Genomic DNA, 8,547 nt, shown 5'->3' on the forward strand with positions numbered 1-8,547 from the left:
ACGCTCGGCGCGCTGCACGAGGATCCTGATCGGATCCGCCGGCCGATGATCAAGGTCGACGGCCAGTGGCACGAGGTCAGCTGGGACGCCGCGTTCCGGCGCTGCACCGAACTGCTCGCCCCCGTAACCAAGGAGCACGGTATCGGCGCGGTGACGTGCTACACCGGCAACCGGTCGCGCATTCGTTCTCGCTCGGCCGCTACACCGGTGTGCTGCTCGGCATGTATCCGGTAACGGGGCACTCAACGGGATCCCGGTGACGGTCACCGCGGTGCGGACCTGAAAGTATTCGATCGTGGGTAACAACGAGCGGTCGAAGATCGTCATGTCCGACGAGGAAATCGCCGAATTCATCGAGCGAAGCCGCACGGCGACCATGGCCACGGTGCTGTCGAACGGCAGGCCGCACCTGGTCGCGATGTGGTACGCCGTCGTCGACGGCGAGATCTGGTTCGAGACCAAGGCCAAGTCTCAGAAGGCGCTGAACCTGCGCCGTGATCCGACCATCACCGTGATGATCGAGGATGGCCAGAGCTACGACACCCTGCGCGGGGTGTCGATCGACGGGCAGGCCGAGATCATCGACGACCCGGAAACCAACCTGCGCGTCGGGAAAAGCGTCTGGGAGCGCTACACCGGCCCCTACACCGACGAGATGCGTCCGTTCGTCGACGCGATGATGCACAACCGGATCTGCGTGCGGGTGGTGCCCGGCCGCCTGCGCAGCTGGGATCACCGCAAGCTGGGCATGGACCCGATGCCGATCGGCGGCAGCACCGCCCAGTACCTAGGTTGATCACATGGATGCAGACAAGAAGCCAAAGCAACTGAACGCGCCGTTCGTCAAGACGGTGATGCGCTACGCCGGCCGCGCGCACGCCTGGGCGTACCGGCGCAGCGGCGGGAAGATCGGCGGCAACTGGCGCGTCGGTGCGGGCGCCAAGAAGCCGGTGCCGACGCTGCTGCTCGAACACAAGGGGCGCAAGTCCGGCAAGCTGTTCGCCTCGCCGCTGGTCTACATCAACGACGGCGACGACGTGATCATCGTGGCGTCGATGGGTGGTCGCGACGAAAACCCGCAGTGGTACCACAACCTGATCGCCGACCCCGACGTGCACATCGAGATCGGGCGCGACCGCAGGGCGGTGCACGCCGTGCTCGCCAATCCGGAGGAGAAGGAACGGCTCTGGCCGAAACTGGTCGATGCCTACGCCGACTTCGACGCCTACAAATCGTGGACCGACCGCGACATCCCGGTCTTCGTGCTCAAGCCGCGCTAACCGCGGCTCGGTGGCCGGAAGCCCGTGTTGGCAAGACCGGTCGCCACGCCGCTGCCGATCGGGCCGATCCGATCGAACAGCGTCGCCGTTCCGGTCGCCACTCCGGCGTGGCTGTAGTGCGTCAGCCCGGCCAGGCCGATGTAGGAACCTTCTGGCAGCCGGCTCAACGTCAAGGTGTAGTCGGCGTTGATGTAGTTCAAACCGCTTGCGCTGGAGTGGGTTAGCGAACTGGTCACGTCGCCGCCCATCGCGGCGCGGACGAACGGCGATACCGCCTCACCCTCGACAAGCGGCATCACGTCCCGCACCCAGGCGTACTTCTGGCCGCCATGTCGCCACTCGCTGAGATCGTTACTCGGTGTGGTCAACTCCGAGTTGGCGCTGTAGGTCCACAGTTCCATGGTGAAGTCTCCCGATACGTCGGCCTGCTGATCGGGAGGCGGAGGCATCTCGATCGGCATCGTCCACGCCATATCGGGCGGCTGTTCACCGCGGCGGAGAAACAACGCGCTTGCCCGAGCGACGACGGTGTCGTTCTGCCGCATCGTCGCATCTACCAACCGAATTCGCCTGCCGTCGCGCTCGACGTTGGTGTCGATTCGTACCGGGTCGGCCAGCGCGACCGGTCGCAGCAGATCGACGGTCAGCCGCGCGGGTTGCAAATCCGGGTCGCCACCCGCGCGCTCGACGGCCCGTGCGAGCAGGCCGCCGATGTAGGTGCCACTGATCGTTGAACCCCATGGCCCGCGCGCGAGCGGACTCGGTACCAGCACGTTCCCGGCGGCGGTGAAGAACGCTTGGTCATGAGATGTCATCGCCCAAGACGATAGCGGGCCTGCTGGGCCTGCTTAGTCGTCGACGATGTCGGAGTACTCGTCGTGCTTCTTCACGTAGGCGGCGACCATCGGGCATTGAGCCACAATGCGCATCCCGGCGTCGCGGGTCTCCTGCAAAGACTCAGCGATGAGAATCGTTGCCAGGCCGCGGCCTTCGTAGTTCTTGTCGACTTCGGTATGGGTGAAGACGCGTCGGCCGTTGCGGTCGAGGAACTCGGCCTTGCCGACCCGGTTGCCCTCCACGGCGATGGTGTAGCGATTCGGCTCGGCGGTGACGGTGGTGGGTGAGCCGGTCTTGTCGGTCTTGCTCATGGATTTCCCTTCGGAATCGGGCGTGGCCGCAACGTGGCGTTCGGCAGCGGGGGAGCGGGCAACCGCTCGACGGCGCCGCGGTAGCCCTCGACGTCGCCGAAGCGGGCGTCAAGCGCCTCCCACAGCTTTCGGTAGGTGGCGATGTCGTCGTGGCTGCGGCCGACGAAGTTCCACCACATCACCAGTTCCTCGCCGAACGGCGGGCCGCCGAGCACGATCGCGCGGGCCGGGCCGCCCCCCGGGTTGTGCAAGGACAAAATGTCACAGCCGGTGGGGTGGAACGCGAGGTCAGCGACATCGAGCACCGCGCCGGCTGTTTCGAGCTGACCCTGGTCGAGCAGCACGCCGTGTTCGAACGACGGGTCTACGTCGAGGGCCAGCCGCGCGCCCGGCTCGATATCGACCTGCGCGCCGAGCAGCGGTGTGAATGTGTGCACGGGTGATCGGCTACCCGCCAGCTCGCCGAGGAACACCCGCAGCACCGCACCAGGGACGGCGACGGGTTCGGGCGCGTAGTGCGCGAAGTCCCTGTCGGTGTCACGGTCGGAGTCGGGCAGTGCCACCCACAGTTGCACGCCGTGCAAAACTGTCGTCGCGGCGGTGGAGACCTCCGAATGGCAGATCCCCGCCCCTGCTGTCATCAGGTTCAGCTCGCCAGGCCGGACGAACGCATGCACGCCCGCGCTGTCGCGATGCTCGACCTCGCCCTCGAACAGCCAGCTGACGGTCTGCAACCCGGTGTGCGGGTGCGGCGGAACATCCATGCCAACGCCGTCGGCGACGTGGTGCGGCCCGTAGTGGTCAGCGAAGCACCACGCCCCGATCAGCGACCGCTCGCGCTGGGGCAATGTGCGCCGCACCCGGATGGCGCGCGGACCACCCAGCGGGACCTCCCGAGGATGCAGCACGCCGGTGAATGCCGATGCCGCGCAAGCCACTTCGGCGGGCGCGGTGTCGGTGTTACTCACTTGACCACAGTAGCGCTATCCGGTCATCGCGGAGCGGATCACATCGAGGTCGTGGTCGTCGATCCGGAAGACGCCGAAGCGGAACTTGTACCCCCAGCGCTTCTTGTCCTCGATGAAGCCGAGATGCTCGATCAGCGGTTTGATCGGTGCCTCCGTACAGGACAAGAAGTCGACGTTGCGCCGCCACGGGCTGACACCATCGGCCATCTCCACCTGATAGGGCTCGTCGTCGACGACCTGCCCGATGGCGGTGAACGCCTGCAACGGCTCCCCGTCCGGATAGACGGTTCGCGGTGAATAGAAGGCGAGCCAGTCGCCCCGGGCCATCTTGCGCAGCATGTGCGGCTTGCCGTGGTTCGCCTGCGTGAATCGGCCGCGGACACCACGTTCGACGTGGTCGCGGCTGACGGTGTTGATCCAGTTCGTCATACCTGCACGTTAAGTCGCCGGACGGACAACAAGGGCTATCCGTTTGCAAGCCTGTGGATAACCTCGCGATGACAGACTGTCGCGATGAGTTCCAACGACAGCGATATCTACGACCGGCTGCGCGCGCTTGATCAGCTCGTGAAACATCTCTACAAGCAGACAGGGGTGCCGATGCCCGATCTGGCGGCCCTTGCCACCACGGACGTGTCCGATCATGTCCGGCAACTGGTCGCGTCAGGCAACAAGATGGGCGCGATGAAGGCCTACCGCGAGGAGACAGGCGTCGACCTGCGCACGGCCAACCAGGTCATCGAGTCGCTCTACGGCGGCTAGAACGGGCTGCTGTTGCGCTGCCACTCAGCTTTGGTCAAGAAATCGAGAAGGGCATCGTTTACCTCGGTCGGCCGTTCCTGCTGTACCCAATGCCCGGCGCCGTCGATCAGCAACTGCCGGAATGGCCCGCTGACCACCTCCGCGTAGCGGTCGGTAGGCGTGAAGGACAACACCGGGTCGTTGGTGCCGGCGATGAACATAGCTGGAGCGGTGATCGTGGTGGCTGGCGTGTCGGCTGTGAGTTCCCAGTTCCGGTCGAAGTTGCGGTACCAGTTCAGTGCTCCCGTGAAACCCGTCCGAGTGAACTCCGCGATGTAGTAGTCGAGTTCGCGCTCGCTCAGCCAGGCGGGCAGTCCGTCGGGTTCGGGCAGCCGCTCGACGTAGCCTTCGGGTCCCGGCCGCGCCATGACGGTGGCTTCGGCTTCGTTGGGCAGTCGACCCGCGAGCGTCCTTCGCATCGTGGTCGCAGGGTCGCGCGCGAGATCGGCATCGGCGACGCCAGGCTCCTGGAAATACAGGATGTAGAAGAAGTGGTCGGCGAACCTGTGGCGCCACGCCGCTGTCGGTGGCCGCGACGGTCTTGGCACAGGTGGTCCGCCCAGACCCGCCACTGCGGCCACCCGACTGGGGTGCAGCAGCGGCAGCGCCCACACGACGATCGATCCCCAGTCATGGCCCACGAAGATGGCCCTGTCCGCGCCCGCCCCATCGAGCAGGCCCACCAGATCAGCTGTCAGTTCAACGATGCTGTATGCCTCGACGGCCGAAGGGCGCGACGAGCCCCCGTATCCGCGCTGGTCTGGCGCCAGGACATGAAAGCCGGCCGCGGCCAGCGCCGGGAGCTGGTGTCGCCACGAGTAACCGAGCTCCGGAAAGCCGTGGGCCAGCACGACGAGCGGGTCACCGGGCCGTCCGGCCTCCAATGTCCGCAGTTGCACGCCGTTGGTATCGATGACCCGTTCGGTGACACCCACACCCATGCTCGAACTGAATCACACGAGCGGCTAGAACGGGCTGCTGTTGCGCTGCCACTTCGACTCTTCCGGGCGCGGCCCGTACTTGGCGATGTAGGCGTCGTGCATGTGGGCGTTCTTCTTCCGGTTGATCTCGTCCACAAGGTTGGGGTCAAGCCCGTGCTGGGCCAGTCGGTGCCGGCGCCACACTTTGTTGAGCGCGAGCGCCATCAGTAGAGCCCAAATGTAGATGGGCGCCGTCATTTCCAGGTGTACGTAAAGCGACGCAGGCAGCAGCCAGAACGGTGCGAGCACCAGCAGCGGCGGAATCGCATACCGGAGCATGTGTCGGCGGACGGCCCCGTGATCGGCGAGATCATGGGCCACCCACTCGCGGTATTCGTTGGGCAGCCTACGGCCGAACACATATCCGAGGTAGGAGACGGGTTGCGGTTTGTTCATGATCGTTCTCCTTCGAGGGCGCCTGCGGCCAGCGCGGCGGCGTTGATCCGGGTGAGCACCTCATGCAGGTGCTCGAGCTCGTCCAGGCCCACACCGAGCCGTTCTATCACCGCGGGCGGAATCTTGAGGGCTTTGCGACGTAGCTGCACACCCGCCTTGGTGAGTTCGACGTCGGTGGCCCGCTCGTCGAACGCCGATCGGGTGCGGGTGATCAGGCCCAACGCCTCCAGCCGCTTGAGCATCGGCGACAGGGTGGCCGAGTCGAGCTGCAGCGACGCGGCGATCTGCTTGACCGACAATGGTTTATCGCCGTTGCCGCCGCGGTGGTGATCCCACAGCGCCAGCATCACGAGATACTGCGGATGGGTCAGTCCCAGTGGTTCGAGCAGTGGCCGGTACACCGCGAGCACGGCCCGGTTGGTGACGGCGAGCGCGAAGCAAACCTGGCGTTCGAGTGCCAGCGGGTCGACCTCTTCGGCCAGGACTGTCATAACTGCACTGTACCCTAATAGTTAGTGTGCTAATTAAAAGGTGATCGGCCTCACCACCTCGTTGTTAGGCTCAGCGCCATGAGAGACGATCTCACTGCGTTCGAAGTGCGCGACATCCTGTTCGGCAGCCCGCTGACGCGTAAGCGCGGCTACAACGAGGACGAGGTCGACGCCTTCCTCGACGATGTCGAGGCGACGATCGCCAAGCTGGACCGCCGGGGATGAGCCCGATCCGTGACGATCACGCCGAACTGTTGCGCCGCCGTGCGCTGACCGAGGACGCCGCCCGCCCCGACGCCGTCGAACGCAGGCGTGCGACGAACGGCCGAACCGCGCGCGAGAACATCGCCGACCTCGTCGACCCCGGCTCGTTCGTCGAGTACGGCCGGTTCGCCATCGCCGCTCAGAGGTTCCGACGGGACCTCGACGACCTGATTGCGCGCACACCGGCCGACGGGCTGGTGGCGGGCACCGCGCGCATCAACGGCGATCTGTTCGGCGCCGAACGCAGCGCCAGTGCCGTGCTGTCCTACGACTACACCGTGCTGGCCGGGACGCAGGGCTACCTCGGGCACCGCAAGAAAGACCGGCTGTTCGAGCTCATCGATCGGATGCGGCTGCCGACCGTCTTCTTCGCCGAGGGCGGCGGCGGCCGACCGGGCGACACCGACTTTCCGACGGTGTCGTCGCTCGAGACGCGCGCGTTCAAGCTGTGGGCTCAGCTATCGGGTGTGGTGCCGCGCATCGCGATCGTCAAGGGCCGCTGTTTCGCAGGCAACGCGGTGATCGCGGGGACTTCAGACTTGATCGTTGCGACCAGGGACGCGTCGATCGGGATGGGCGGTCCGGCCATGATCGCCGGTGGCGGCCTTGGCGACGTTCACCCCGACGAGGTCGGCCCGATCTCGGTGCAGGAGCCCAACGGGGTCGTCGATGTCGTCGTGGCCGACGAGGCGGAGGCGGTCGCCGTCACCAAGCGGCTGCTGGGCTACTTCCAGGGACCGACGGCATGTGGCGACGGTGGCGACCAAACCCTCTTGCGCACAATGATTCCCGAGCGGGATCGGCGCGCTTACGACGTCGGCCCGGTCATCACCACGTTGGCGGATCAGGATTCGGTGACATTCCTGCGGCCGCGTTTCGCCCGCGAGATGGTCACCGCGTTCGCACGGATCGAAGGCCGTGCGGTCGGGGTGATCGCCAACGACACGCGGTCTATGGCTGGTGCGATCACCGCTGCCGCGGCCGACAAGGCGGCCCGGTTCCTGCAGCTGTGCGACTGCTTCGGTATTCCCGTCGTGTCGCTCATCGACTGCCCGGGCTACATGGTCGGCCCCGCCGCCGAGGGTGAAGCCCTTGTGCGCCGCGCCTCCCGGATGCTCGTCGCGGGCGCCGCCCTTCGGGTGCCGCTGGTCGCTGTTGTGCTGCGCCGCGGCTACGGCCTTGGTGCACAGGCGATGACGGGCGGCAGTCTGCACGAGCCGGTACTGACCGTGGCGTGGCCGGGTGCGCATCTCGGGCCGATGGGACTCGAAGGCGCCGTGCGGCTCGGTCTGCGTAAGGAGCTCGAGGCGATCGCCGACGACGACGAGCGGGAGGAACGCGTCCGGCAGGCGACCGCGGCCGCGCAGGAGAATGCCAAGGCGCTCAACGCCGCTCAGATGTTCGAGATCGACGATGTGATCGATCCGGCCGACACGCGAAGGATCATCGCCGAGACGCTGATGGCCGCGACCGCGCATGGGGAACCGCCGCCGCCGCGGCGGTTCGTCGATACCTGGTAAGTGGGGACGGAGCCGTCATTGCGCCTCACGGCAAGTGGTCGCTCGAAGCGACGATTCTGGGTGGTACCCGGGGCATGCCCGGCACCGTCGGAAAGTTCAACGGGCACCGGGCCCCGGTCTATTCCACTGCGGGCAGGGCTAGTTGATCGCGAGCGCCGCCGCAATCGCGCGGCGCATGTCGTCGTCGTTGACCACGAGATCGGTGTCAGCGGCCTGGGCCAGAAGTTGCGGTGGCGTGGTGCTGAGCCGGCGGGCGCGCTCGTGCTTGCAGTGCACGATGACCTTGCGCGCAAACCGCCCGTTACCGGCGGTGTCCAGCGCCGTGCCCTGCTCGATCGGGGTGTCGCGCAACCGGGCGGCCTCATCGCGTAGCAGCGGCCACGCGGTGTCGGCGATGGCGATCTTCTCCTTGCCCGCGATCAGCTGACCGATCTGAACGATTTCATCGGGCGTGTAGCTGGTGAACGTCAGCGTCAGGTGGAAGCGCGAGGCCAGGCCCGGGTTGGCCTGCATGAACCGCCGCATCTCCTTCGGGTAGCCGGCCACGATCACCACCAACCGGTCGCGGTAGTCCTCCCCTCCAGCTCGGCTCGGATCACCAGCTGCCCCCTCAGATACGCGACATCGTTACACGCCATGATGCCCTGCGCGATCTCGATGGCCGACCGCTTCATCGCGGCGGGCTCGATCTGCACGCCG

At 66.4% G+C, this 8,547-nt stretch carries 13 protein-coding genes and 1 pseudogene; 6 read left to right on the forward strand and 8 right to left on the reverse strand.

Annotated features, from left to right (window positions below):
* From QOJ24_RS09520 to QOJ24_RS09530, 3 genes and pseudogenes are all read left to right on the forward strand, one after another.
* Positions 1-236: pseudogene (locus tag QOJ24_RS09520) on the forward strand (molybdopterin-dependent oxidoreductase); the annotation flags it as partial.
* A gap of 59 nt (positions 237-295) precedes the next feature.
* A complete protein-coding gene (locus QOJ24_RS09525; RefSeq protein ID WP_526260743.1) occupies positions 296-796 on the forward strand; it encodes a pyridoxamine 5'-phosphate oxidase family protein in 501 nt (166 codons plus the stop codon).
* A 4-nt stretch (positions 797-800) separates the two neighbouring features.
* Entirely contained in the window at positions 801-1,280 is a 480-nt protein-coding gene (locus tag QOJ24_RS09530; RefSeq protein ID WP_526260744.1) for a nitroreductase family deazaflavin-dependent oxidoreductase, read from the forward strand.
* Here QOJ24_RS09530 and QOJ24_RS09535 read toward each other — a convergent pair.
* Genes QOJ24_RS09535 through QOJ24_RS09550 form a run of 4 tightly spaced genes read right to left on the reverse strand, consistent with a single transcriptional unit; the run spans position 1,277 to position 3,825 of the window.
* Complete coding sequence (locus tag QOJ24_RS09535) at positions 1,277-2,095, reverse strand: acyl-CoA thioesterase domain-containing protein (protein ID WP_526260745.1); 819 nt, start codon at positions 2,093-2,095, stop codon at positions 1,277-1,279. The two genes, QOJ24_RS09530 and QOJ24_RS09535, sit on opposite strands and share 4 nt — an antisense overlap.
* Before the next feature lie 33 nt (positions 2,096-2,128).
* Positions 2,129-2,428, reverse strand: coding sequence for a GNAT family N-acetyltransferase (locus tag QOJ24_RS09540; RefSeq protein ID WP_526260746.1), 300 nt, complete (start codon positions 2,426-2,428; stop codon positions 2,129-2,131).
* The gene (locus QOJ24_RS09545; RefSeq protein WP_526260747.1) at positions 2,425-3,396 is read right to left on the reverse strand and encodes a pirin family protein; all 972 of its coding nucleotides are present in this window, start codon (positions 3,394-3,396) and stop codon (positions 2,425-2,427) included. Before QOJ24_RS09545 ends, QOJ24_RS09540 begins: the two co-directional genes overlap by 4 nt.
* A 15-nt stretch (positions 3,397-3,411) precedes the next feature.
* Positions 3,412-3,825, reverse strand: coding sequence for an EVE domain-containing protein (locus QOJ24_RS09550; RefSeq protein ID WP_526260748.1), 414 nt, complete (start codon positions 3,823-3,825; stop codon positions 3,412-3,414).
* An 84-nt stretch (positions 3,826-3,909) separates the two neighbouring features.
* On the opposite strand from QOJ24_RS09550, the gene QOJ24_RS09555 reads away from it, so the two are divergent.
* Positions 3,910-4,158, forward strand: coding sequence for a hypothetical protein (locus QOJ24_RS09555; protein WP_526260749.1), 249 nt, complete (start codon positions 3,910-3,912; stop codon positions 4,156-4,158).
* On the opposite strand, the gene QOJ24_RS09560 is transcribed toward QOJ24_RS09555, so the two are convergent.
* The 3 genes from QOJ24_RS09560 to QOJ24_RS09570 are packed head-to-tail and all read right to left on the reverse strand — an operon-like array spanning position 4,155 to position 6,064.
* Positions 4,155-5,138 carry an alpha/beta fold hydrolase gene (locus QOJ24_RS09560; protein WP_526260750.1) on the reverse strand — a complete coding sequence of 328 codons (984 nt, stop codon included), beginning with the start codon at positions 5,136-5,138 and terminating at the stop codon, positions 4,155-4,157. The genes QOJ24_RS09555 and QOJ24_RS09560 overlap by 4 nt on opposite strands.
* 24 nt (positions 5,139-5,162) lie before the next feature.
* Positions 5,163-5,573 (reverse strand): DUF5313 family protein, encoded by a 411-nt coding sequence (locus tag QOJ24_RS09565; protein WP_526260751.1) that lies wholly within the window; start codon positions 5,571-5,573, stop codon positions 5,163-5,165.
* Positions 5,570-6,064, reverse strand: a complete 495-nt coding sequence (locus tag QOJ24_RS09570; RefSeq protein WP_526260752.1) for a MarR family winged helix-turn-helix transcriptional regulator — start codon at positions 6,062-6,064, stop codon at positions 5,570-5,572. The genes QOJ24_RS09565 and QOJ24_RS09570 overlap by 4 nt, the downstream gene beginning before the upstream one ends.
* Before the next feature lie 78 nt (positions 6,065-6,142).
* On the opposite strand from QOJ24_RS09570, the gene QOJ24_RS09575 reads away from it, so the two are divergent.
* Complete coding sequence (locus QOJ24_RS09575; RefSeq protein ID WP_526260753.1) at positions 6,143-6,289, forward strand: DivIVA domain-containing protein; 147 nt, start codon at positions 6,143-6,145, stop codon at positions 6,287-6,289.
* Complete coding sequence (locus QOJ24_RS09580; RefSeq protein WP_526260754.1) at positions 6,286-7,848, forward strand: acyl-CoA carboxylase subunit beta; 1,563 nt, start codon at positions 6,286-6,288, stop codon at positions 7,846-7,848. The genes QOJ24_RS09575 and QOJ24_RS09580 overlap by 4 nt, the downstream gene beginning before the upstream one ends.
* 138 nt (positions 7,849-7,986) lie before the next feature.
* Here the strand turns inward: QOJ24_RS09580 and QOJ24_RS09585 are convergent, their stop codons facing one another.
* A complete protein-coding gene (locus tag QOJ24_RS09585) occupies positions 7,987-8,394 on the reverse strand; it encodes a hypothetical protein (RefSeq protein WP_526260755.1) in 408 nt (135 codons plus the stop codon).
* Positions 8,395-8,547 lie beyond the last annotated feature (153 nt).

It is taken from the genome of Mycobacterium sp., assembly GCF_032159775.1.
In the GTDB taxonomy this organism is placed as follows: domain Bacteria; phylum Actinomycetota; class Actinomycetes; order Mycobacteriales; family Mycobacteriaceae; genus Mycobacterium.